The 21,257-nt window shown below is 59.1% G+C and carries 24 protein-coding genes and 2 pseudogenes; 11 read left to right on the top strand and 15 right to left on the bottom strand.

What is annotated here, in order from left to right; genetic code table 11:
* Positions 1-116: 116 nt before the first annotated feature.
* From AABE10_RS34260 to AABE10_RS36530, 3 genes are all read left to right on the top strand, one after another.
* Complete coding sequence (locus tag AABE10_RS34260; RefSeq protein ID WP_342937520.1) at positions 117-707, top strand: ankyrin repeat domain-containing protein; 591 nt, start codon at positions 117-119, stop codon at positions 705-707.
* Between the two features lie 9 nt (positions 708-716).
* Positions 717-959: an FmdB family zinc ribbon protein gene (locus tag AABE10_RS34255; protein ID WP_342937519.1), complete on the top strand. Its 243-nt coding sequence runs from the start codon at positions 717-719 to the stop codon at positions 957-959.
* Between the two features lie 911 nt (positions 960-1,870).
* A complete protein-coding gene (locus AABE10_RS36530; RefSeq protein WP_368726535.1) occupies positions 1,871-1,993 on the top strand; it encodes a winged helix-turn-helix domain-containing protein in 123 nt (40 codons plus the stop codon).
* A gap of 67 nt (positions 1,994-2,060) precedes the next feature.
* Here AABE10_RS36530 and AABE10_RS34250 read toward each other — a convergent pair whose 3' ends face one another.
* The 7 genes and pseudogenes from AABE10_RS34250 to nifB all read right to left on the bottom strand — a co-directional run bounded on the left by AABE10_RS34250 (position 2,061) and on the right by nifB (position 5,724).
* Positions 2,061-2,342 (bottom strand): hypothetical protein, encoded by a 282-nt coding sequence (locus tag AABE10_RS34250; protein WP_342937518.1) that lies wholly within the window; start codon positions 2,340-2,342, stop codon positions 2,061-2,063.
* Position 2,343: 1 nt separating this feature from the next.
* Positions 2,344-2,562: a putative nitrogen fixation protein NifT gene (gene nifT / locus AABE10_RS34245; RefSeq protein WP_028371630.1), complete on the bottom strand. Its 219-nt coding sequence runs from the start codon at positions 2,560-2,562 to the stop codon at positions 2,344-2,346.
* Between the two features lie 20 nt (positions 2,563-2,582).
* On the bottom strand, positions 2,583-2,921 hold the full coding sequence (locus AABE10_RS34240) for a hypothetical protein (protein WP_342937517.1): 339 nt from the start codon (positions 2,919-2,921) through the stop codon (positions 2,583-2,585).
* Entirely contained in the window at positions 2,918-3,358 is a 441-nt protein-coding gene (locus tag AABE10_RS34235) for a nitrogen fixation protein NifZ (protein ID WP_342937516.1), read from the bottom strand. The genes AABE10_RS34240 and AABE10_RS34235 overlap by 4 nt, the downstream gene beginning before the upstream one ends.
* Before the next feature lie 33 nt (positions 3,359-3,391).
* Entirely contained in the window at positions 3,392-3,790 is a 399-nt protein-coding gene (locus AABE10_RS34230) for an iron-sulfur cluster assembly accessory protein (protein ID WP_342937515.1), read from the bottom strand.
* 127 nt (positions 3,791-3,917) lie between these two features.
* Positions 3,918-4,049, bottom strand: a pseudogene (locus AABE10_RS34225) (4Fe-4S binding protein); the annotation flags it as partial.
* Between the two features lie 67 nt (positions 4,050-4,116).
* Positions 4,117-5,724, bottom strand: coding sequence for a nitrogenase cofactor biosynthesis protein NifB (gene nifB, locus AABE10_RS34220; RefSeq protein ID WP_342937514.1), 1,608 nt, complete (start codon positions 5,722-5,724; stop codon positions 4,117-4,119).
* A 456-nt stretch (positions 5,725-6,180) separates the two neighbouring features.
* Here nifB and nifV point away from each other — a divergent pair, with 456 nt between their 5' ends.
* From nifV to AABE10_RS34185, 7 genes are all read left to right on the top strand, one after another.
* A complete protein-coding gene (gene nifV, locus AABE10_RS34215) occupies positions 6,181-7,317 on the top strand; it encodes a homocitrate synthase (protein WP_342937513.1) in 1,137 nt (378 codons plus the stop codon).
* A 42-nt stretch (positions 7,318-7,359) separates the two neighbouring features.
* Positions 7,360-7,698, top strand: coding sequence for a nitrogenase stabilizing/protective protein NifW (gene nifW / locus AABE10_RS34210; RefSeq protein ID WP_342937512.1), 339 nt, complete (start codon positions 7,360-7,362; stop codon positions 7,696-7,698).
* A gap of 15 nt (positions 7,699-7,713) precedes the next feature.
* Positions 7,714-8,562, top strand: coding sequence for an electron transfer flavoprotein subunit beta/FixA family protein (locus tag AABE10_RS34205; RefSeq protein ID WP_342937511.1), 849 nt, complete (start codon positions 7,714-7,716; stop codon positions 8,560-8,562).
* A complete protein-coding gene (locus tag AABE10_RS34200; protein WP_342937510.1) occupies positions 8,559-9,683 on the top strand; it encodes an electron transfer flavoprotein subunit alpha/FixB family protein in 1,125 nt (374 codons plus the stop codon). The genes AABE10_RS34205 and AABE10_RS34200 overlap by 4 nt, the downstream gene beginning before the upstream one ends.
* Entirely contained in the window at positions 9,683-10,993 is a 1,311-nt protein-coding gene (locus tag AABE10_RS34195) for an FAD-dependent monooxygenase (protein WP_342937509.1), read from the top strand. Before AABE10_RS34200 ends, AABE10_RS34195 begins: the two co-directional genes overlap by 1 nt.
* The gene (locus AABE10_RS34190; RefSeq protein WP_342937508.1) at positions 10,990-11,289 is read left to right on the top strand and encodes a ferredoxin family protein; all 300 of its coding nucleotides are present in this window, start codon (positions 10,990-10,992) and stop codon (positions 11,287-11,289) included. The genes AABE10_RS34195 and AABE10_RS34190 overlap by 4 nt, the downstream gene beginning before the upstream one ends.
* Positions 11,290-11,362: 73 nt before the next feature.
* Positions 11,363-11,848 carry a hypothetical protein gene (locus AABE10_RS34185; protein ID WP_342937507.1) on the top strand — a complete coding sequence of 162 codons (486 nt, stop codon included), beginning with the start codon at positions 11,363-11,365 and terminating at the stop codon, positions 11,846-11,848.
* Positions 11,849-11,982: 134 nt separating this feature from the next.
* Here AABE10_RS34185 and AABE10_RS34180 read toward each other — a convergent pair whose 3' ends face one another.
* The 8 genes and pseudogenes from AABE10_RS34180 to AABE10_RS34145 form a co-directional block, all read right to left on the bottom strand.
* Complete coding sequence (locus AABE10_RS34180; RefSeq protein WP_342937522.1) at positions 11,983-12,555, bottom strand: nitrogen fixation protein NifQ; 573 nt, start codon at positions 12,553-12,555, stop codon at positions 11,983-11,985.
* A 16-nt stretch (positions 12,556-12,571) separates the two neighbouring features.
* Complete coding sequence (fdxB, locus tag AABE10_RS34175; protein WP_342937506.1) at positions 12,572-12,874, bottom strand: ferredoxin III, nif-specific; 303 nt, start codon at positions 12,872-12,874, stop codon at positions 12,572-12,574.
* Entirely contained in the window at positions 12,871-13,089 is a 219-nt protein-coding gene (locus AABE10_RS34170; RefSeq protein WP_342937505.1) for a CCE_0567 family metalloprotein, read from the bottom strand. The genes fdxB and AABE10_RS34170 overlap by 4 nt, the downstream gene beginning before the upstream one ends.
* A gap of 72 nt (positions 13,090-13,161) precedes the next feature.
* Positions 13,162-13,576 (bottom strand): annotated as a pseudogene (nifX, locus tag AABE10_RS34165) (nitrogen fixation protein NifX).
* Positions 13,577-13,627: 51 nt separating this feature from the next.
* A complete protein-coding gene (gene nifN, locus AABE10_RS34160; RefSeq protein WP_342937504.1) occupies positions 13,628-14,989 on the bottom strand; it encodes a nitrogenase iron-molybdenum cofactor biosynthesis protein NifN in 1,362 nt (453 codons plus the stop codon).
* A 21-nt stretch (positions 14,990-15,010) separates the two neighbouring features.
* Complete coding sequence (gene nifE / locus AABE10_RS34155) at positions 15,011-16,504, bottom strand: nitrogenase iron-molybdenum cofactor biosynthesis protein NifE (RefSeq protein WP_342937503.1); 1,494 nt, start codon at positions 16,502-16,504, stop codon at positions 15,011-15,013.
* A 187-nt stretch (positions 16,505-16,691) separates the two neighbouring features.
* Positions 16,692-18,335 carry a nif-specific transcriptional activator NifA gene (nifA, locus tag AABE10_RS34150; RefSeq protein WP_342937502.1) on the bottom strand — a complete coding sequence of 548 codons (1,644 nt, stop codon included), beginning with the start codon at positions 18,333-18,335 and terminating at the stop codon, positions 16,692-16,694.
* A gap of 766 nt (positions 18,336-19,101) precedes the next feature.
* On the bottom strand, positions 19,102-19,998 hold the full coding sequence (locus AABE10_RS34145) for a LysR family transcriptional regulator (protein WP_342937501.1): 897 nt from the start codon (positions 19,996-19,998) through the stop codon (positions 19,102-19,104).
* Between the two features lie 555 nt (positions 19,999-20,553).
* Between AABE10_RS34145 and AABE10_RS34140 the strand changes: the two genes are divergently transcribed.
* Positions 20,554-21,252 (top strand): hypothetical protein, encoded by a 699-nt coding sequence (locus AABE10_RS34140; protein WP_342937500.1) that lies wholly within the window; start codon positions 20,554-20,556, stop codon positions 21,250-21,252.
* Positions 21,253-21,257: the final 5 nt, after the last annotated feature.

The raw sequence follows: 21,257 nt of genomic DNA, 5'->3' as shown, positions 1-21,257 counted from the left end.
TCGAAGCGATGGGGCCGGTTCGCAATCCAAACGAAAACAGGCCCGTCTGACGTATCATTTCAGCGTTTTCGGGCGCGCGTGACGGCGGCGCCTATCCACTGAGCCGGAGTGTCATCATGTCACTGCTCACCAACACTGTCCCATACGAAAGCGCAAGCCGCCACGATGTCACGTGGGCAACGCTCGCAACATGGCTGTCGAGCCACGACTTCCCGGACATTCACTCGCGCAGCATTGAGGGCATGACGCCGCTGATGGTGGCAGCGCTGCACGGCGAAGACAGCATAGTCGCAGCGTTGCTGGATGAAGGTGCACACGTCGGCGCGCTCGACGACGAAGGTAATCAGGCACTCTGGTACGCGTGTCTGGGCGGCGCACGCGCATCGATCCTACGGTTGGTCGGGGCCGACCTCGATATTGATCACGTGAACGGGAACGACATCACGTGCCTGATGGAGGCCGCCGCCAGCGGCCGGTTCGAGGTCATGTTGCTGCTGATATCGCTCGGCGCCAGCGACAGCCTCGTTGCGCCCGACGGGCGAAATGCATTCGACATGGCAACCGATTTCGGACTGCAGCTCCTGCGTACGGTAGGCCGGCTCAGGGACGCCCGGCGCGGATCGACCTCCGCCACCGATCGGTACGTCGCGGAACTGAGGCAACCACGGTTTCCGGGTAGCGTCCTGCCAGATAACGCTTCGCGCTGAAAAGAACTCATGCCGCTCTACGACTACCTATGCCGCAACTGCGCGTTGCATTTCGAAGCGCTGGTGCGCGCTGGCACGACGCCTCTTTGCCCGCGCTGTCGCAGTACCGCGCTGGATAAACAGGTCAGTGCGCCGTGCGCTCCCGCCCGCAGCAAAGCGATCATCGCGGCGGCACGCCGTCAGGCCGCACGCGAAGGCCATTTCAGCAACTACACGGCTACAGAACGCAGCAACCTCCTGCGCCGCGGTTGAAGCGGCAGCAGCAATGGTACGGCGGCTTGTCCAGCCGGGAACTGCTGCTGCCGCTTGGAGAGATAGATAGCGGCTCCAGCGTCGAAGTTGATCGCCGTGCCCTTGAGCGCCCTGACGATGTACCTCACGGGTGCGCACGGAGCTGCGTATGTAGCTGCAATGCTGGCGCACTGTCACCGATCCGCTACGCGTTAGAAGCCACGCTCAGCTCGGATCGCGTCGGAGGCCCGCACGTTGCGAAACTGCTGGCGAAAGGATGGCTGTAGGCCGCAGTTTCCATCCCTCAAGGCTGCATGTCGTCGATCATTCTGGCATGCGCTGTGCATGAATCGCTTGCCTAGGTGCACCACGTGAGCATCCAGCGCACTCCCTCGGCGTCCTCGGCCGGAGCCGTTCCCCAAGTCGCACCAGCTTTGCCAGACCGAGCGCCGCCGTCAATTCGCTCATCCCCGGCAACGGTGCGCTAGCACCAACCAGCACCGACTTACGGTCCGCGGTCCAGCGCCAGCTCATGTAACGCAACTCGTACGCCAGGCTTTGGTGCTGTGCCATGGCAACCTCCATGCAACCCGCTCCAGCAATTACTAACAGGGCACCAAATAGTGCGTAGTGCGCTAAGCGGGTATAAAGATGAAAACTGATGCCTGACATCTCGACGGAGCCTCGCAGGAGTACTGAGAAAAATAGTGGTGCAAGCGGTGGTTGATGGGATGACGCAGACCACGCCGGCTCACATATTCGGGGAAAGTCCGCGGGCAGTAAGCAACTGGATGATGCAGTCAGTCGCGAGAAGTCGGCCTGAGATCGCTCAGGCCGAGCAAGCGTAGCCGTCGGCCGGGACGTGGCCGGTTGGATTACCGGGAGGAAGTGAGAATCCGCAAGCTGATCATAGAACGGATGCCCAGCTGGCGTTGGCATTCAACCTGTGGACCCGCGAGTCGGTAGCGCAACTCACCGAGCGCCAGTATGGCATCAAGGTGTCTGCGTGGACGGTCGGTCGATACCTGAAGCATTGGCCCATCGCTCCAGCATGACGACTGCAATACGGCATGAACGAGTTCGTTCTCTCGTTCTCCACGGGTTGGCTCGCTAAGCGCGATTTCAATAGTATCCATCGTACGCGCCATCTTCGGCTAAGATAAGCATATCGGCCTCACTGGCTTCCGCAGTCACGGAGACGCAAACCCCTGTTGACGTCGCGAAATAGACGCGGCGACCGCGAAATTCCACCGCCGGCTCTTCATTGAGCAGTTCGACCGCGCTGATACGAATGACACGCACGTCGGGATAGCGCTTGCGCCAGCTTGCTGCGGCTTCCGACAACGTCGGCTCGTAGAGAACCAATTCGGTTATCGTATGTATCTGAGCTACCGTAAGCGCCATGTTAGTCGTGCCCGCCCGCCAGGCGCCGTGCTTCCACAGTGACCGGAAGCACGGTGTCGGGCGCCATCTCAGGCAACTCGAACTTCCAGCCGTTCGCAAGCGTGACGAGCCCACCCCACATTCGCGCCCGCGCGATTGAAACAATTGGCTCCTCCAAATCCGTCCTCGGAATGTAGGCGCAGAGTATGCCTTTGCTATCCTTTCGGATCGTGATCTTCACAGTAAAAGCTCCTGGTTTGGTTAGGAAATTTGCGCCGTGCGAACGCACATCGTTTTGAATACGGCGCGAGCAAAAGTGGCGACGCTGGCAGCATGCGAGAAATGCCGTCGCGGCGATACATAAACCGTCACGCGTCCAAGTCGTCTCCTTGCACGATTGTCGCACTGGTGCAGAAACAGTTTTGCCCTCCCGGCAGCCGACCATAAGCCGTCAAAGAGGCAGATCGGCTCACCGGTCTCAACAACCTGCCCGACGTCGACGATCTCGCCGAGGGAGCCGGCCCTCAGGACACACTTCTCTTCGCCCCGGTCGCGATATCCGCCATCGGTGTAGCTGTCGTGCAGTACAACCACGCTCATGCCTCACGAATAGGGCTAGCTCGGACTCGATTGCCCGATGCATCGCCCCGGTATTCCGCGCGCCAAAGGCTTCGCCCATCCTCCGCGGTCACCGCCGGCAGTATCTGGTCGATCGAGCGAAGAGCCTTGGCCCGCTCGCCCAGACAGGCGAGCACGTCTTCGGGAAGATGGTCGAGCGTGCACAGTTCCTTCGCCCGCATGCCGACCTTGCGGTCTGTTTCAACGAAATGAACCGCGTAGATGTAAAACCGCTGCAGGAACATGTCGATCCGGGTGACGTAGCCTGCGTCGCCCTTGTTCACGAGAAGCTCGCCCATATTCTTACCGGTGTAAGTGCCATCGTTGCGAATTACCGAGCGCGCGATCACACGCTCGCCAATGCTGAATGATGGCGCACACGCGACCTCGATGGCGTCCTCGTTTTGGAAGTCACTCATCATTTGCTCCTGCGAAAGGCCAGGGTGTGCGCTTCACGATGCTGGTGGCGGCAACAAGGGACGCCCGTGTCCGATCGCACCCACGTCAACGCGCCTGACACCGGGTTCGCCTTCGCTGGCGGCAACACCAGGTCCCGGATTGTCCTTCATGAACGCGAAACCCGACCGGTCAGGTGTGTCGACGAAGTCGATCGTCACACCGTCCAGCAGCAGACGGCTTTCTGCGGGCAGGAAAAGACGCAGACCATTGATCTCCATCGCCTCGTCGCCTGGCTGCGCCCCGGTTACGGCACTGGATCCGGCATCGTATCCAGAGCAGCCGCCAGAGTTCACAAGCAGACGAAATCCCGCACCAGATGGCAAGCCGGAAAAGCGCACAACACGGCGCATGAACTTTTCGGCAGCGGGTGTAACGGTAAGGTTGGGCAGCATGGTTTCGATTCCGTCAAAGTGAGCAGTCGTTAGACGCAGGTGGCGCGATGCGCGGGGAAACGGGCTAGGCCGGAACGATGCATCCGTCCACGGGGCACACCGCCACGCATTGCGGAGTATCGAACTATCCGTCGCACTCCATGCATTTCTTCGGATCGATTGCGAAGACACCGCTTTTCTCACAGATGGCGACATTGGGGCACTGCGGCTCGCAGGCCGAGCAGCCGGTGCACGTCGACGCAATGATCTTCAGGGCCATGCGACACTCCTTGCAATGATGATCGGTGTACGCCCGGTGAGACAGGCATGACTATCCTGCCTGCCGCTCAAGCAGCGGCATCAGCGGTCGCAGCCGTCAACGCGCCCTGCGGGATCGTGGCTTCACCACGTTGCGCGTGCACGATCACGCCGTCGGCTACACGGCTGCAATAGTCGGCGAACCACGCAAGCGCCGCCTTTTCGATAAATTCGCCCGCGTACTGGTCCACCGGCTCGACGCCCGCGCGCGATAGTTCCTTGCGCGGACACGCGCCAATCTTTGCGACCAAGACAGCATGACAATCGCTGATCGCGCGCATGAGTCGGGGCAGGCCCTCGTCGTCGCCATAGCCGCCTTGGCAATAAAGGTCCACACGGCGGTGGCCGACGAAGAACGCTCCGGCCGCGCCAACCTCGAAAATCTGGAATTCGGAGACATGCCCGAAATGCGCGTTCACCCGGCCGCGCCCCTTCGTCGCGACGGCAATCAGAACCTTCATGTCGCCCTGCACCGCGCTCGCCTGCGCGAAGGCAAGCGCCTCTTGTTTCGCACCGCGCTGCATATCGACTTCGGCTTCCAGGCGACGCTGATATTCGCGGCGACCGTCGAGGTCATAGTCGACTTCCATGTGGTCGATCCTGTCTAGCGTGAACTCCTCGCGACGATCCTCGCCCAGAAGCCCCACCGCGTCGGCACGGCACTGCCGGCAATGGCGCATCAGGTTCGTGCCGCCCATGCACGCCTCCTGCACGGTATTAAGCTCACGCGCAGTCGGACCACGCTGTCCGTGCAGGCCGAAATACGTGCCATGCTCTGGCTCGGAGATCAGCGGCATGATGTTGTGCAGAAAGGCACCGCGCCTCTTCACCTCGCGATTTACCTCGATCAGGTGTTCGTCGTTGATGCCTGGAATTAACACCGAGTTGATCTTCGTAAGTACGCCACGCGCAGTCAGCATCTCGAGCCCTAGCATTTGCCGCTCGTGCAAGATGCGCGCGGCCTCATTGCCCGTGAGTCGTCGGTGGCCCCAGAAAATCCACGGATATATCTTTTCGCCGATGGCGGGATCAACCATGTTGATGGTGATGGTTACGTGGTCAATGTTGTGCTCGCAGATCTCATCGACAAGCTCCGGCAACGCGAGTCCATTCGTCGACAGGCATAGCCTGATGTCCGGAGTCCGCTCGCGAAGCATACGGAAGGTGTCAAAGGTCTTTTTCGCATCAGCCAGCGAATCCCCGGGACCTGCAATGCCAAGCACGGTCAGCTGCGGGATCCGGCCGGCGACGGCCACTACCTTTTTTACCGCTTGCTCCGGCGTCAGCTTCTCCGACACGACGCCAGGCCGGGACTCGTTCGAACAGTCATATTTGCGATTGCAGTAGTTGCATTGGATGTTGCACGCTGGGGCAACCGCCACATGCATCCGCGCATAATGACGATGCGCCTCTTCTGAATAGCAGGGGTGATTCTTTATCTTTTCCCACACCTCTGTCGGCAGGTCATGGGGGATGCCTGACGAACCGCGGCCAGACTGACCGTCGCCACCACTGCGTGAACAACAACCGCCGCCCGGGGGGGCGAGCGCTTCGACTGCGGAGCCCAAGCGCGTTATCTGCCCGATGCCGATATAGGCGGTCGAGGGCAGCATGCTGTGGTTCTCGCTATCTTCCATAGATATCTCCTCGCAACCCGACGGCGGCCGCGCGCTAGGCAAAAGCGAAATCCGTGCCACTCCAACGCGATTCGCTTCGGGGTCTCGTTCAACCTTGGAACTGGTAAGACCCCGGTGGTAGGGCCGATCAGGTTTCTCGGGTTGCGCCCGGCATTCAAATTCGACAAACCCGACTAATGTGTCGCTGTTGCGACACCATCACAATTGCACTGTTTTGACCGCGCATTAGTTCGCATATCAAATTATTCTAATGATAGCCACGACGACGATGCATCAAGAACCGATGCAACGCTCAATCCGCTCGCAGTCGCCTGATGAACGGCAACACTGTCAGGAAAATGACATTGGCGACACGAATAGCCGGTCGAAATCCACGCAGAGCACTCTGTCACCGGTGATGCTTGCTTGGCACGAGCCTTGCGAAGCCATTGGGTAACAATCCCATAGACCGTTGAAATGCTCAAACCGATGATCAACGATACGACACTCCGGGACGGGGAACAGGCCGCCGGTGTCGCGTTTCACCCCGAGGAAAAATGCGCGATCGCCGCATCACTGTCGCGTGCGGGCGTGGCCGAACTCGAAATCGGAGTTCCGGCCATGGGCGAAGACGAAATCGCGTGCATCGAGGCCATTGTCGATCTCAAGCTCGACGCCAGTCTGATGGTTTGGGGCCGCCTCACCGATGGGGATCTCGCTGCGGCATTGCGCTGCCGTGCTGATATCGTTCATCTCTCCATTCCGGTTTCGGACATTCATTTGCAGTACAAGCTGCGTCAGTCGCGCGGTTGGGTACTAGCACAGATAGCACGCATCGTCGAGGAGGCAGCGAAAAATCACTCTAAGATTTCTCTTGGCATGGAGGACGCCTCGCGCGCGGACCCCTCGTTCCTCATAGAAGTCGCTCGCTGCGCGCAGCAATATGGAGCGCAGCGAGTGCGGTTTGCGGATACCGCGGGTGTGCTGGATCCCTTTAAGACCTTCCACGCCATTGCAGCGCTGCGCAATGCTGTCGATCTCGAGATCGAAATTCATGCACACAATGACCTTGGGCTTGCCACAGCCAACACTCTCGCCGCTTTTGGGGCCGGCGCCACGCACGCGAACACCACCGTCAACGGCTTGGGTGAGCGGGCCGGCAATGCGGCGCTGGAAGAAATCGTGATGGGCGTGCGGCACCTGCTGGGACGTGACACAGGCGTCGACACGCGAGCGCTGCTCGACATTTCCTCGTTGGTGGAACAGGCGTCAGGCCGTACGGTTTCATTCAACAAGAGCATCGTCGGTCGAGGTGTCTTTACTCACGAATCGGGCATACACACCGACGGCATAGCCAAGCATCCCACCACTTACGAGGGATTGGACCCAGCTGAGCTCGGCCGGCAACGGTCGATGATACTCGGCAAACATTCTGGATCTCAAAGTGTGCGCGAGGCCTACGACGCTTTAGGCGTGAGGGTCGCTGAGCGACTCATCCCGCAGCTGCTTGCGCGCATTCGTTCTTTCGCCGTGCAACACAAGCAGGCGCCCAGTGCAAGGGATTTGCACCGCTTCCTAGCCCAGGCCCGCGGCACGCGAGTGAAGGCGTCATGAGTGTGCTTATCGCGGCCAAACGTGTCCAATAGGAGCAACGATATGCAAAGAGTTATCGAGCAACTGCATCACCTCTCATCGATCGAGGATTTCATGCGATTCTTCGAGATCGAATTTGATGAAAAGGTGGTGAACGTGAGCCGCCTGCACATCCTTAAGCGCTTCTTCCAGTACATCGAGCAACAGGAAGAGCTGCCGCGGGACAATGCGACGGGCGTGCTCAACGTCTACCGAAGTCTGCTCCAGAAGGCCTACAACGACTTTGTTGTGTCCACGCCTGCGGAGCAGAAGGTATTCAAAGTTTTCCAGGAAGCGGACGGACGGAGACTCGTCCCCCTTGACAAGGTGTGCGCGTCGTTGCCCACCCGTGGCGCCGCCTGACCCGGAGTACCCTCAATGCATATTGTCGTCTGCATCAAGCAGGTCCCGGATTCGGCGCAGATCCGGGTTCATCCAGTCAACAACACCATCATGCGCCAAGGCGTGCCGGCAATTGTGAACCCGTACGATCTGTTCTCGCTGGAAGAAGCGTTGCGGATAAAGGATCGCTTCGGCGGCGCGGTCACGATGCTCTGCATGGGACCGCCACAGGCTGAGGACGCGCTCCGTAAATGCATCAGCTACGGCGCCGACGACGCCGTGCTCGTCACCGATCGTGCGTTCGCTGGCGCCGATACGCTCGCGACATCGTATGCGCTCGCAGCCGCTATCAGGCAGATTGCAACAGAACAGGCGGTGGACATCGTCTTTACCGGCAAACAGACGATCGACGGCGACACCGCTCAGGTTGGCCCCGGCATTGCCAAGCGCCTCGGCGTCCAGTTACTCACCTATGTGTCCAGAATCGTCGAGATCGACCTCGACGCGCGCACGATCGTCGTCGAGCGTCGCGCCGAAGGCGGCGTGCAGGTACTCAAAACTGCATTGCCATGTCTTGTGACGATGCTTGAAAACACTAACGAACTGCGCTTCGCAACACTGCCCGCAATGATCCACGCGGCAGGCTTCCCGGTGCGCAAATGGAACCGCGAACAGGCCGGCATTGATGACGCGAGCAAGATCGGGCTGAAAGGTTCACCGACCGTGGTCAGCAAAGTGTTCGGCCCCACGCCACGCGCTGAAACGGTTGAAATGCTCGAACTCGGCGCGTCCAGCTTCCACGAAGTGTCGCTAAACCTGACGCATAAGATATTCACTCGCCATCCGACACTGGAGGCGGACGTGCTGATGAAGAGGGACTCATGAACTCGCCCGCTGCCTCAAACAAGAAGCCGGCCATGCCAGCCAAACCGGCCGGAGGACGTAACCTCGATCTGCCCGAGCACCTAAAAGCCTACCAAGGTGTCTGGGTCTTTCTTGAGCACGATCGGGGACACGTACATAGCGTGTCGTGGGAACTGCTCGGTGAGGCGCGCAAGCTCGCAGACAAACTCGGCAGCGACGTCGCCGTGGCGGCGCTCGGCGGTACGGACGAGCCACTTGAACAGTTTGCAACCCAGGCGTTCAGTTTCGGCGCGGACAAGGCATACGTGATTCACGATCCGGTATTGCTCGGTTACCGCAATGAGCCGTTTACAAAAGGGCTGACCGATCTGGTCAACAAGTACCGCCCTGAAATCCTGCTGCTCGGTGCAACCTCAACGGGCCGAGATCTCGCCGGCTCTGTGGCCACGACGCTCTCGACCGGCCTCACCGCCGACTGCACCGAGTTAAACATTGATCCAGCCTCGCGCGCGCTGGCGGCCACGCGGCCGACGTTTGGCGGCTCGCTACTTTGTACGATCATGACGCTCGCATACCGTCCGCAGATGGCGACGGTGCGCCCGCGGGTCATGGCGATGCCGCAGGCGCAAACGGGGCGCGGCGGCGAGATCGTGAAGGAGGCGCTTGGGATCGTTGAGGCCGACATTGTGACCAAATTGCTCGACTTCATCGCCGATGACAAAAGCAATCAGGTCAACCTGCCCTACGCCGACGTCATAGTTAGCGGCGGCAAGGGACTAAAGAACGCGGAGAATTTCCAGCTTGCGTTCGATCTGGCACGCGTGCTCGGCGGCGAAGTTGGAGCAACCCGTCCGTGCGTGCAGGCGGGCTGGGTGGAGGCCGATCGGCAAGTCGGGCAGACAGGCAAAACCGTGCGGCCGAAACTTTACATCGCTGCGGGCATCTCGGGCGCGATCCAGCACCGCGTCGGCATGGAGAGTTCTGACGTCATCGTCGCGATCAACACCGATCCGAACGCTCCGATTTTCGACTACGCGCACTATGGCATCGTCGCGGACGCACTGCAACTGCTGCCGGCGCTGATTCACGCGTGCAAGGACCATCTGGAGCTGCAGCAGATGCGTAGCAAAAGGAGAGCATGATGAAAAAAACCTCACGATTCGATGCGATCGTCGTTGGTGCCGGACCGTCCGGCAACGCCGCAGCTTACGTGATGGCCAAGGGCGGACTGGAGGTGCTTCAGATCGAGCGCGGCGAATATCCTGGCAGCAAAAACGTTCAAGGCGCGATTCTCTACGCAAACGCGCTAGAACAGATCATTCCGGACTTTCGTGACCACGCTCCGCTCGAGCGCCACATCATCGAGCAGCGCATGTGGATGCTCGATGATACTTCCTTCGTGGGCACTCACGTGCGTAGCGACGACTACAACAAGCCACCGTACAACCGCTACACGATCATCCGTGCGCAGTTCGACAAGTGGTTCTCATCGAAGGTGCGCGAGGCCGGCGCATTGCTGATCTGCGAGACCACGGTGAATCACCTGATCATGGATGGAGATCAGGTAGTCGGCGTGCAATGCGATCGGGAGCAGGGCGAGGTCTATGCAGACATTGTGATTCTCGCGGACGGGGTCAACTCAACGCTCGCACGCAAGGCAGGCTTTCACAGCGAAATCGAGGCGAGCAACGTCGCGCTAGCTGTGAAGGAGATTCTTTTCATGCCAGAGGAGACCATTCGCCAGCGCTTTAACGTTGGCGATGAGGAAGGCGTCGTGATCGAGATGGTTGGCAGGATCACCGAAGGCATGGCGGGAACGGGCTTCCTCTACACCAACAAAGAGTCGCTGACCATTGGGGTCGGCTGCATGCTGAGTGATTTCAAAAAGAACTCGAACCGCATGAGCCCGTATGTGCTGCTCGAAAAAATGAAGCGTCATCCGTCAATCGTGCCGCTCATTGCAGGGGGCGAGATGAAGGAGTACTGCGCTCATCTAATTCCCGAAGGGGGCTTCGACGCGATACCGCAAGTGTACGGCAATGGCTGGATGATCGTCGGTGACTCAGGCGGCTTCGTCAACGCCGCGCATCGCGAAGGTTGCAACCTCGCCATGACAACAGGACGCCTCGCTGCCGAAGCCGCCATCGCCGCAAAAGCGGCTGGCCGCGGCTACCGCGCTAACGCACTAGCCACGTATAAAGACGCGCTCGACGATAGCTTCGTGATGAAAGACTTATACAAGTACCGCGACATGCCGAAAATCCTGCACCGCAATCCACAGTTCTTTACGACATACCCTGATCTCGTCGCCAAGGCGGCCCGCACCATGATTACCGTGGATGGCGTCGACAAGAAGACCAAGAAGCACGAGGTTATGGCCAGTTTCCGCGAAAGCCGCTCGCTGACCGGGCTCGTCGGCGACGCGTACAAATTCTGGAGGGCCTTCCGATGAAAACGGTCACTGTCAACATCGAGGAAAAGCTGTTTCAGAACCGCTACCGCGTGGACGTAGGTCGGCCGCACGTCCATATCAAAAACGTTGACGTCTGCACCAACGACTGTGCCGACAAAAGCTGCACCTTCGTGTGCCCTGCGTCCTGTTATCGGAAGGAGAACAACGGCTCGGTCACGCTGATAACCGACGGCTGCCTGGAATGCGGCAGTTGCCGTATTTTATGCACAGAGCACCACAACCTCGAATGGGCGTACCCCCGCGGCGGGCATGGCATCCTGTTCAAGTTCGGGTAGAGAAACACATCGTTATCAAATCGACTCCCGAACTTCGCGAAGGCGGGGGGAGCCCCATCATCGGAGCAAGTTGATGAACCTCATTACCGGTATCGAATCGACCGACCTCTTCGGCGGCAACGTCCCCGCCGCCGTGCTAAAGCTGATCGACACGGCTCGCGGCGGCGACGATGAGGATGTGGCCGCCGCGCTATGGACCGCGGTTCTGACGTACCCGCGCTGCCTGCCCCCCTACTATCTCCTGTATAAGTTCCATGCGAACCGCGGTGAACTTGGCGAGGCGCAGGAGGTCGCGACCAAGGCTTTGACGATCGCCGCCCGACAAGCGTCGATCGACAGCAACTGGTGTGCGGTACAACCGGGCGATGCGGACTTCACCATTCCTGGTCCTAGCCGCTTCTGGCTATTCACGCTCAAGGCACTGGCGTTCATCAGCGTGCGGCGCGGCAACCGCGCCGTTGCACTGAAGCTGATCGCCAAGCTACGCAAGCTGGACCCTACCGATTGCGTCGGTTTCGATGTCGTGGAAGCATTGCTGGCACAGTCCGGGTCGCGATAATTTGGTAGTACATCCCCGGCACGGCTACCGCCAGTCTCCCTGCGAGTTTCTGGGCGTTTGAGTGTCAGTGTCGAACCTGACAGTCATCGCACACCTTCCCCGCGGGCGCATGCTCACTTGGGCAGCCAGAATCTTCATTCCGGTCCGAAGCAATCCGCGAAATCCGCGCAGTCGCCGCAGTACGGGGCCTTGCAGATAGACAACGCCTCTCGCTCGCACAGTTGCTTATGGAGGAATTTTTTCCACTTCATGCCGTGGACGTTTTTCTCAGCGAGCCGTGGAAACCAGTAGCCGAGCAGCCCCGACAATTCATGACGCGAAGGAAGGCGCAAGTCCTGCCAGAGGTGTTTGTCCCGCACACACGCGCAGGCCAAGGCATGGGAAATGCAATGGACTTCGCTGGTTGTACCTGCGCGCGGATCAGCATGCGCCTTGAACAGGGTTATGAGGTCTTCGACCTCGTCGTAACGCGAGCCACGCCGCGGGGTGGTCGTAACCAATGCACCCTGTGGCAGCGATAATGCATCGTCCGCGCCTGGAAACCACCGTGCAAGCAGCCAGCGGGTCTCGTCGGCGTTCAGTCCGCGGATAGGCAGTATGCGCACGCCGGCTTCCTCGAACGCCGCTGCAAGCACTCCAGCGAGTGCAAGGACCGTGCAGTCGTTAGTGTTTATCGCGTGGCGCATCAGCGTCGCATGGAAATCCATAGTCATACTCTCGCGCTCAAATCTGCGCCGGGGCGTGCCTGTAGCACTTTTTTGGACAGATCTTCGCACACGCCGTGCAGCCGATACACAACAGTGGGTGCGCAATTGTCATGACCCTCTTTTGGTACTCCTCTTCATCATCGTCATCGAGCGGAATGAGGGCGCCGTCCTCGCTTACACCAACGAGTTGAAGGACACCTCGAGAACACACTCGAAAGCATCGCCCGCAGCCGATGCATTTTTCCTCGTCGAGCGAGGAGACAAAAGCCGGAGTCCAAGTTTCGCCACCGGGTAGCTTCACGCTGAAGGTATCGTTCATGTCAGCCTCCCGGGTTCACCCGAAACCGCCGCTGCGGTCTTGCGAGCGTCCATCAGTGCGGCATGCGCGTCGTGACAGCGCTGGGCGACGATCAGGATCTGCTCCCAACCGGTCGGCAGTTCTTCCGACAGGTCATGCAGATCCATCTTGGCTTGCACGGCCAATGCATTGAGCTTTTTCAGGCGCGCCTTCAGCTCTTGCGGGTCATTCATCATGTCCTCCCCTGTCACACGACCCACTGCGGGCGTCGCGGAGCCGCCAGCGCGGCAATCGTGTCGGTGATTGAGTTAGCGATCAAATATCTCGTCATCCTCCAATATCGTATGATCTACCAGCATTTTTGGTGAGTGCCTTGCGCAGCCACGGTGGCGGTGTGCCCTTCAGGACGTCCCTCAACTTCATCAGGATGTCCTCGATCGGCTCCGGCTGCGAAACCTTGACCGGATGGACCTTCAGTGCAACCACGCGCGCCGCGCCCGAACCGCCAATAGCCGCGACGTACAGGATCGCACAGCCGTGGATCACTTCAAGCTTCTGCGCGAGCTTGTCCTCGTCGCCGTCCTCCTCCAGATTGTCACCAAAATAAAAGGCTTCCACGAACTTATGACTGTCGACCGTTACATCGTACGTAACAATGTTCTTCGCCGACCCAAAGTGCGCGTCGACATGCACCTTATCCTGCGTGGCAAATGCAATTTTCATGCGATGGGTTCCTAGTAATGTTCATAGTGCTGGCTGTAATCACCAGCACCGTCATTTCATAGCTGGGGCTGCTACGGCGACGGCGATCGACGATGGCGGCAACGCCCAGTCGGCTGGATGGTGGTGTGCAATCTGTGCGGTCAGCAGATTTGCTATTTCGAAAATAAGGTTCATCGTGCCTCGATAGCCGATCTGGCAACGATGTGCGTTACCGATGCGATCAAACACGGGAAAGCCTACGCGCATGAGTGGCTTGTCAAGGCGCGCGGCCATCTGCCTGCCGTGCGAATGGGTGATGAGCAGATCGCAACCGGTCGCGGCTCGCTCCATGTCCTCCAGGTCACCCAGCACCACCCTGCTCGTCGAAAGTAGCGCATGCGACGCCGATGTGGTCGTGCTGACGCAGACCGACAGTTCCGCGCCCATTTCCTGTAGCAGCGAACCGATTGCGAGCAGCAAATCCGGTTCCGCACCCACGGCCACCTTGATACCGCCGGTGTAAAAATGGCCGTCGAGCATCGCATCGAGCAGTTGGCTGCGCTGCCGGCGGTACTTTGCCGGAACGGCCTGCCCCGAAAGTTGCGCGAGGCGCTGCAAGAACCGGTCATTGGGTTCGAGCCCGGTGAGCCGCTCGAAAATTTCGAACGGCGTCCCAGCTATCGACTCGAGCGTCTGCGCACCTTCGCGGGTTTGCTCTCCAACTCCGATTGTAAAGACCGAACCACCCGCCATCCGGATCTGATCGAGCGTGGTTCCGCCTAGCGTGGTACCACGCCAGACAGGCGAAACGTGGCCGTCGAGCGAACGCGAGACGTCGGGGAGTATGATCGGGTCTAGCCCGAATGCGCCGACGATCTCTCGCAGTTCGTCGATATCGCCCGGCGATAGATGACTACCAGGTAGCAGATTGACCTGTCGGTGCACAGTAGGCAGCGGCTTGACCAGCGTCTTCACGATCGCGGTAAGAGCATGCCTGTAGCCGTCTTCAAAGGCGCCAACATAATCCGGCGTCGAAACGTAGACGAGTTCGGTGTCGTTCAGTTCGGGCTCGCGTTTGCGCACCATCGCGAGATGGCCCACGATGTCTTCCCCGTTCGTCTCGGTGAGCCCCGTCGAGCAGAGCACGATGATTTTTGGCGCCGCGCGCCTACGGATGTTTAGCAGCGCCGTCTCGACATTTTCATATCCGCCGAGAATAGTGGTGACTTCATCCATCGCTGTTGTCTGCAGCGGAATTGCCTCCCTGAAATGGCGCACCAGCAGCACGAGGCCGAACGACGTGCAGCCCTGCGAGCCGTGCATCACTGGCATGCACGCGTCGAGTCCCATGGCCGCATAGCTCGCGCCAAGCGGTTGGCTCATTTTCAGCGGATTGACCGTGCAAGCTTTCTTTGACTCAACGACTATAGCCATGATGTTCGCTCCACGCTGCGCTCAGGCTGTGACGCTCGGGCGAACGCCAGTCGAGCAATCCTGCACGCTTGCGCGCCGCAACGCTGGCGTCCTGTCCTCCGGGAACTGCGGCAGACCAGTACCGAGCCTCTCAGCCTCTTCATCCCACGGCGCCGGAATACGCACCAGGTCCCAGACCGGGTTATGGATCGCGCGGTCGATTTCGCGTACTAGCGCGACGATGCCCTCATACCCGGCGTACGGATGATGGCGTTCCTGGTTGACGTCGAGCCATGGCGTGCGCGCCTTCAGCGCGACAAACTGCGAGCGCCCACCGGACAGCATGATGTCGGCCTTCGCGTCGCAGAGCATCGTGTACATTTCGTGTGCCGTCATATTCTCGACCATGCGCGCGTCGTCTCCCATGATCTCCTTGATCCTGTCCTTGTCGCCATCCGTGCTCTTCTTAACACTCGTGCCGACGATCTCAAGCCCCGCCTCCTGCAATGCCGCCACAACCGACCACGACTTCACACCGCCCGTAATCAGCAACACGCGCTTGCCATCGAGGCGCGCGCGGTACGGAGCAATGCGAGCCCAGGCACGCGCCTCTTCTGCCGCAATCAAGCGCTCGGTACGCGCAAGCAGGTCCTCGGCTGCGCCCTGCTGCACCAGCAGCGTCGCGACCCGGCGTAGCGCATCGCTCATATCGCCGATTCCGTAGAACGAGCCCTCAAAGTACGGAATGCCGTAGCGCTGCCACATCTTTGTCGCGACGTTGATCATCGACTTCGAGCAAACCACCATATTGACCTTCGCGCGGTGCGCACTCGCTATCTCACTGTACCGGCCGTCGCCGGAAATGCAGGACAATATACGAATACCCAGCGCATCGAAGAGCGGCTTCGTCTGCCACAGTTCACCCGACAGGTTATATTCGCCGATGATATTAATGTCCCAAGGCGTCGTATACGCCGGTTCGCGAGTGCCAATCACGTAATCGAGAAGCGCCTCGCCCCCAAGTTTGTTCCCCACGTTCTTCGATCCGGCGAAACCGGGGGCATTCACCGGTATAATGGGCTTCCCGAACTTTTCGGATGCGTGTTTGCAAACCGCTTCTATGTCGTCGCCGATGAGCGCGGTCACGCACGTCTGATAGACAAACACGGCGGGCGGATCGTACTTTTCTATGATCTCGCGCACACTACTGAAGAGCCGCCTCTCGCCACCATAGATCACATCGAGTTCATTGAGGTCAGTCGTGAAGCCTGTGCGGTAGAGCGTCGACCCGGAAGATGCCGCATGCCTGTTATCCCAGGAGTTCCCCTCGCATGCGATCGGGCCGTGAACGAGGTGAGCAACGTCAACAACCGGCTGCAGTGCGATCTTCGCGCCGTCGAACGCGCACCCGCCAGCCGCCGCTCCCGGCGAGACTTGTTTCGCGCAGCCCCGCTTGCGCTCCTTCTCGCTCTTGGCCTGGTTCTTCGCGCAACCTGGCTCCTCGAACACTTCGGCAGTCCTCGTCTTGAACAACATCGTCGACTCCTGACAATCTGAGGTCCACGACGACAGGCAAGTTGCATACCATCGATATAGAGCGCATGCGACACCATTGCGGCGCCGTGCAGGACCAGGAATTGTCGTCATTGGCATCATCCAGACGGAGTTGAACGGATTGCGACATTGCACGGCAATGCAGATGTACTCGCGGGCCTTGTGTCTATCAGAAGCGACGTACCTTGATCTCGTGCTTGCGCAGCGCATAACCGATCTGCCGCGGCGTGATGCCTAGGAGCCGTGCTGCTTTCGCCTGCACCCAGCCACAACGCTCCATTGCCCAGACGAGCCGCTCACGCTCGCCCTCCGGCCTCCCGTCGCCGCGAGGGACGTTGAACCGGCCGCCGTTAAGATCGGCGGCGTGGCCGCTTGCGAGCGCGTTCGATGCTTCGCTCGCAGCAAGCTCCGACGGGGGACCGGGACGCACAGCATCTTCACGCTCGATGTGATGCAATACCTTCGTCAGGCACTGGTCGATCTCGCAGAGGAAGCAAAGGCGATCTATGATCTGATGGTGTGTCATCGTCGCAGTGCGCTCAACACAGTTCTCGAGTTCGCGCACGTTGCCGGGCCAGTAACAGCTCGACAGCACGCGCAATGCTTCGTCGCTGAAGCGCAGTGAACGACCGTTCTCGCGATTGAAACGATCGAGGAAATACTGCGCCATTGCCGGAATGTCTTCGCGACGCTCGCGCAACGGCGGCAAAAGAATACTTACCACGTTGATGCGGTAATACAGATCCGCGCGGAACTCCCCGTCCCTCACCATTCGTTCCAGATTGCGATTCGTCGCAACAATCAGCCTTACGTCAACTCTTACCGGCGTCGCGCCACCTACCCGTTCGAACTCCCGCTCTTGCAAAACGCGCAAGAGCTTGGCCTGGAAGGACGGAGAGATATCGCCGATTTCGTCGAGGAAAAGTGTCCCGCCGTGCGCTAGCTCGAAACGCCCCTTGCGTTGAGATTGCGCCCCAGTGAACGCGCCCTTCTCGTGGCCGAACAACTCGCTTTCGAGCAGCGTTTCCGTGAGCGCCGCGCAATTCACCGCGATGAATGGCTGCTCCTTGCGCGGGGATAGAAGACAGATTGAACGCGCGATCAATTCCTTGCCCGTACCGCTCTCGCCGCGCAACAGCACCGTCGTTCTCGCCGGCGCCACTTGATGGACCTGCGCAAAAACCTGCTGCATCGCCGTCGACGCACCGATCGTGTTATCGAGCTGATATGCACGAATGGTTTCCTTACGCGGGCGCCTGACCGGCTCTGCGCCGTCGCGCATGGGCTTCTCGTCACGATGAAGCAGCAGCGCCTGTGCCATCGGCGCCGCTACAATCTTCATAAGCTGAAGGTCATCGCCGAAAATGCGTTTGCCGTCCGCATTCTCGCAAAAAGCCACAAGCACGCCGAGCGGCCGCCCTTCGTGCCGGATCGGAGTCCCGAGCAGAGCGACATGTTCACCTTCCGATACACCGAAGGCTCCGATGTCGTCCGCGAAAAGCGGTTCTTCATTCAGCTCAGGCACAACCACTGCCGCGTCGCTCGAGTGCAACCGTCCTACGATCCCTTCTCCAGACAAGAATCGCGCACTGTCGCGCCATCCCTCCGACAACCCAGTGCTGCACAAACTGCACAGATGTCCATTCGGTTCCCTGACGGCGATGAACGCGGAGCGCCATCCGAGCGCATATGACAGATAACGCAGCGACCTGTCCAACGTCCGCTCGGCATCACGGGACGAGACTAGCGTCTTTACTACTTCGTACACTACATCGAAATCTCGAGGTCTCTCGTTGACATGAAAATGCGGCATGGATTTGAACTCCGGCGCTAGCGCGCCAAGCGCCGCCGGAAACACGGCTCGACAAAAGAGTCGATCCTGTGCTCGCGTCGGCGATGACAAATTTGCACGCCACAACTAAGCGCGTGTCGACGACGCCGACAAAACGGACAAAGTCGCAACTGCGATATCGAATAGGGGCGACAACCACACAACAACGTGCCTGTATGCGCGCCTAGGATACTAACGGAAAAAATTGGAGGTTTTACTACAAATTCACGTCATCTTCAGCATCGGGCAACTTATGAGTCTTGCTTATTAACTTGCACCGAAGCTCGATACAAACTGGACGGCCATGTTTAGCCGGAACACGACATACGAGTGTGACGCGATGTTATTGAGAACTACGCCTCGCCTCGCTCATTTCTTCTGCAACAGGTCATCTCTCAAGCACTGCGCCCGGCAGGCAGTCGGCCTTGAGCGTATGAATCGACCAATCGAGCATCCGCTTACTGTTCGAGTGCACGAATTACACGAACGACCTGCTTGAGGGAAGGAAATCTGATTGCATCTCCAACTAGATTTTTCAATGACATTTGTCAAGCTTCATTCACCGGCTTGCTGGAATATCGCCGTTGCCCCCAGAGATTCCCCCTGCGCCTGGACGGTGGCAGCCCGGCGCATTTGTCTCGCGCATATACCGCGAGTTCTGATACGTCGAAAGCTTGCCCCATCCGACGCAGCCTGCCGGAAGACGCGGAGAACATGGAAGCCTGCGTAGCGGCATGCCGATACGCCCTTAGTTGAGTGCGCCGTCGTCTGTGGATCCCAATTGCAACGCGCGAAAGAGGAAGCGCTGCAGAGCCGCTGCTGCGGACGTGCTGTCGTGTGCATTCGCGGGACTAAACAGGCCGAACTCCGCGACAGGTGGTATAGGCAGCCCGGCAGAACACGGATCGATTGCCCGCATCGTATCGCGGCGCACATGCCAATCGAGAAGCAGGGCAATACCGAGCCCGGCCTCAACGGCCGACTGGATTGCGGACAAACTGGTGCTCGTGCACGCGACGCGCCACGCGATGCCGGCTTCAAGCAATGTCGCAAAGAAGTTCTCCTGCCATCGACATGCTCCGCCGAATGCAACGATAGGCAGGGGTCCACCTCGCAGGTCAGCGTTTCGCGTGCGTGCGACGGCCCAGCGAAGCGGATGCCGCCAGGTAACGAGCGGCTCGACGTGAATCAGCGCAGGATCGCCAATCGCAAAATCCAGCGTGTTGCTTGCGAGCCGCTGGGATAACGCAGGGCTGGCGTCGACGACGATCTCCAGTGCAACGTCAGGAAACGATGCCGAGAACTGCCTGAGTGCATGGCGGAGGTGACTCATTGCGACGTCTTCCAGAATGCCAATCCTGACGGTACCTGAAACGTCGCCTGCATTGAGTGCGGAGCGGGCGGCAAGCCCAATTTCGAGCAACTTGTGCGCATACGGTAGCAGCACACTGCCCGCCGAAGTCGGCTTCACGCCGCGCGGCGAACGTTCGAGCAGGCGTTGGCCGACTTCGTCTTCAAGACGACGAAGAGCCATGCTGACGGCAGCCTGGGTGCGATGAAGTGCCATTGCAGCGTTGCTCACGCTGCCGGCCTCAATCACCGTCACGAACGTACGCAGCAGCGCGCTGTCGAGATCGCGAATCATCAATTTCCCTCATGCAGACATAAAGATTATCAGCTTATACCACGCATACACCTGGGGTTAATATCCTTCCGTCACTCACGCAGAGAACATGCGCGAGCGAGAATTTGAACGCAAAACAACTCGAGAGCGACCACTTCGGGCTCGCGCCCAATCGCTCCGATGTGCGCTGCCACGTCCGCCCGCAGGGGTCGGCCAAAGACTGCACCATTGCCTTTCATTAGGGCATACGGCACGATTCGCACAACGTGGCTGCGGGTATGCGCCGCCAATCTGGAAGGAGTTCTGCGTGTTGCCGAGCTACTAGCAGGAAGACCCGGGCAAGTCGGTTCTAATCTAATCAAACATCATTGAGAAGCATTTGAAAGTCTTGCGTCTCGCCACACAACGACTGCGGCCTGCGCAACTCCGGAGAACAAGAAGCCTCATAAGTCCCGAGGTACATATTGCCTTGCTCAAAAATCACCCGGTGTCTTTTGGCTCTTCCAGCCAGGGAATAAAGAGTGGCCACAGCGCTGGTTTCTCCGTTCTTGTTTTTCTATTTTACTTGGAGGTTATATGTCAACAAGCAACGATCGCGTTCATCTAGAGCAAGTCGCTGAGCAGGCGATGAAGCAGATTTTTGCCACTTCGCCGGAAACAGCTGCGTTCCACCGTGGAGATTGGATCGACAGTGAATACTATCGCCGACATCTCGTCGAAACCGTGTTGCGAATCCGGCTCAACAACGAAGTCGACGCATTCGCACTTTACAAAATCAGCTACAAGGACAACGTGCTCGCGCAGTTTCTCGCGCGATACCTCGCAGAAGAATACGGGCACGATGGGCTATTCTTACGTGACATCGAGAAATTCGGCCTTTCCGCAGCCGACGTCGATCGCACCGCGCCCTTTCACAGCACCGACAAATTAATTGGCTACCTCTATCTGAGCATCGGCCGCGACGGGCCGCTGCCGACGATGGTGTGGAATTGGTTCGTCGAATGGTATTCGGATCGCTACAACAAGGTCATCACTGAAGCTGCGGCGCGCGCGTTCGGACACGATTATGTGAGGGGTTCGCTCGGCCACATTCACTACGACGAATCGCGCGAGCACAATGAGCGGATGTGGGTCGCCCTGCAGCGGGCAATCGACAACTGGGGCGGAACGGAAAAAGCGGAGACCTATCTGTGCCACTTCGTCGAACTGATCCACGAATACTTCGACGAATTGCTTGTGACAACAGTGCCTCAAGCTGAACCAGTTGCCACATAAGGAGC

The organism is Paraburkholderia diazotrophica, assembly GCF_038900755.1.
GTDB lineage: Bacteria > Pseudomonadota > Gammaproteobacteria > Burkholderiales > Burkholderiaceae > Paraburkholderia > Paraburkholderia diazotrophica_A.
The sequence above is the reverse complement of the archived record's forward strand: the minus strand, read 5'-3'. Positions and strand labels throughout refer to the sequence as shown.

Coding starts and splice junctions, on each gene's coding strand:
- AABE10_RS34260 (WP_342937520.1), top strand. CDS start 117: ATGTCACTGCTCACCAACACTGTCCCATACGAAAGCGCAAGCCGCCAC.
- AABE10_RS34255 (WP_342937519.1), top strand. CDS start 717: ATGCCGCTCTACGACTACCTATGCCGCAACTGCGCGTTGCATTTCGAA.
- AABE10_RS34250 (WP_342937518.1), bottom strand. CDS start 2,342: ATGGCGCTTACGGTAGCTCAGATACATACGATAACCGAATTGGTTCTC.
- AABE10_RS34240 (WP_342937517.1), bottom strand. CDS start 2,921: ATGAGCGTGGTTGTACTGCACGACAGCTACACCGATGGCGGATATCGC.
- AABE10_RS34235 (WP_342937516.1), bottom strand. CDS start 3,358: ATGAGTGACTTCCAAAACGAGGACGCCATCGAGGTCGCGTGTGCGCCA.
- AABE10_RS34230 (WP_342937515.1), bottom strand. CDS start 3,790: ATGCTGCCCAACCTTACCGTTACACCCGCTGCCGAAAAGTTCATGCGC.
- nifB (WP_342937514.1), bottom strand. CDS start 5,724: ATGGAAGATAGCGAGAACCACAGCATGCTGCCCTCGACCGCCTATATC.
- nifV (WP_342937513.1), top strand. CDS start 6,181: ATGCTCAAACCGATGATCAACGATACGACACTCCGGGACGGGGAACAG.
- nifW (WP_342937512.1), top strand. CDS start 7,360: ATGCAAAGAGTTATCGAGCAACTGCATCACCTCTCATCGATCGAGGAT.
- AABE10_RS34205 (WP_342937511.1), top strand. CDS start 7,714: ATGCATATTGTCGTCTGCATCAAGCAGGTCCCGGATTCGGCGCAGATC.
- AABE10_RS34200 (WP_342937510.1), top strand. CDS start 8,559: ATGAACTCGCCCGCTGCCTCAAACAAGAAGCCGGCCATGCCAGCCAAA.
- AABE10_RS34195 (WP_342937509.1), top strand. CDS start 9,683: ATGAAAAAAACCTCACGATTCGATGCGATCGTCGTTGGTGCCGGACCG.
- AABE10_RS34190 (WP_342937508.1), top strand. CDS start 10,990: ATGAAAACGGTCACTGTCAACATCGAGGAAAAGCTGTTTCAGAACCGC.
- AABE10_RS34185 (WP_342937507.1), top strand. CDS start 11,363: ATGAACCTCATTACCGGTATCGAATCGACCGACCTCTTCGGCGGCAAC.
- AABE10_RS34180 (WP_342937522.1), bottom strand. CDS start 12,555: ATGGATTTCCATGCGACGCTGATGCGCCACGCGATAAACACTAACGAC.
- fdxB (WP_342937506.1), bottom strand. CDS start 12,874: ATGAACGATACCTTCAGCGTGAAGCTACCCGGTGGCGAAACTTGGACT.
- AABE10_RS34170 (WP_342937505.1), bottom strand. CDS start 13,089: ATGATGAATGACCCGCAAGAGCTGAAGGCGCGCCTGAAAAAGCTCAAT.
- nifN (WP_342937504.1), bottom strand. CDS start 14,989: ATGGCTATAGTCGTTGAGTCAAAGAAAGCTTGCACGGTCAATCCGCTG.
- nifE (WP_342937503.1), bottom strand. CDS start 16,504: ATGTTGTTCAAGACGAGGACTGCCGAAGTGTTCGAGGAGCCAGGTTGC.
- nifA (WP_342937502.1), bottom strand. CDS start 18,335: ATGCCGCATTTTCATGTCAACGAGAGACCTCGAGATTTCGATGTAGTG.
- AABE10_RS34145 (WP_342937501.1), bottom strand. CDS start 19,998: ATGATTCGCGATCTCGACAGCGCGCTGCTGCGTACGTTCGTGACGGTG.
- AABE10_RS34140 (WP_342937500.1), top strand. CDS start 20,554: ATGTCAACAAGCAACGATCGCGTTCATCTAGAGCAAGTCGCTGAGCAG.